This window comes from Acinetobacter sp. CIP 102529, assembly GCF_000368325.1.
GTDB classification, from domain to species: domain Bacteria; phylum Pseudomonadota; class Gammaproteobacteria; order Pseudomonadales; family Moraxellaceae; genus Acinetobacter; species Acinetobacter parvus.
On sequence record NZ_KB849348.1, the window covers coordinates 2,115 to 2,968 of the forward strand.

1 pseudogene and 1 other annotated feature are annotated in these 854 nt (G+C 40.5%); the pseudogene reads left to right on the forward strand.

Annotated elements, in window-relative coordinates:
* Positions 1-854 (forward strand): annotated as a pseudogene (locus F972_RS00770) (IS3 family transposase); the annotation flags it as partial.
* Positions 243-359, forward strand: a sequence feature (AL1L pseudoknot). It overlaps the preceding pseudogene by 117 nt.

Sequence of the window (854 nt, forward strand, 5' to 3'; positions counted from 1 at the left end):
GAAAGAGCGGTTCAATTATTGATTGAATCTGAAAAAGATTATCCTTCTACTTGGGCTGCAATCACAGCAATTGCGCCTAAGATCGGTTGTACTCCTGAAACACTTCGTGCCTGGCATCAAAAGCATTTAGATCAGCAAAATCCTATTAAAGTACAAGAGATATCTGATCAAGAAAAAATGAAGCAAATGGAACGTGAAATTAAAGAATTAAAGCGTGCCAATGAAATTCTACGTAAAGCAGCCGCTTTTTTCGCCCAGGCGGAGCTCGACCGCCCATACAAATAATGGTGGATTTTATCCATAACAATAAAGATCGATATGGTGTTGATGCGATTTGTAGGATTTTACCGATCGCAGCTTCAACCTATTACCGAACTTTAGATCTCGCTGACAATCCAGAACATCGAGCGAAACGAGATCTACATGATGAGCATCATGCTGAACAAATTAAACGAATTTGGAAGGAAAGTTCAGGTCGATATGGTGTACGTAAAGTCTGGCAAAAATTAAAACGTGAGGGTTATGTTATTGCACGTTGTACAGTTGCTCGATTAATGAAAAAGCTAGGTATACAAGGTGTTTGGCGAGGTAAGAATAAACAAACCACCCGTAGCCGAGATGACCAAAAACGGGCAGATGATTTAGTGAAACGTAATTTTAATGCTGATCATCCAAACCAACTATGGGTGGGTGACTTTACCTATATTCAAACTCATTCAGGCTGGGTATATACCGCATTTGTTATTGATGTGTTCTCACGAGCAATTGTTGGATGGAAAGTATCGACACGGATGAATACAGATATGGTGCTCGATGCATTGGAGCAAGCATTGCACGATCGAGGCATGCCAAAG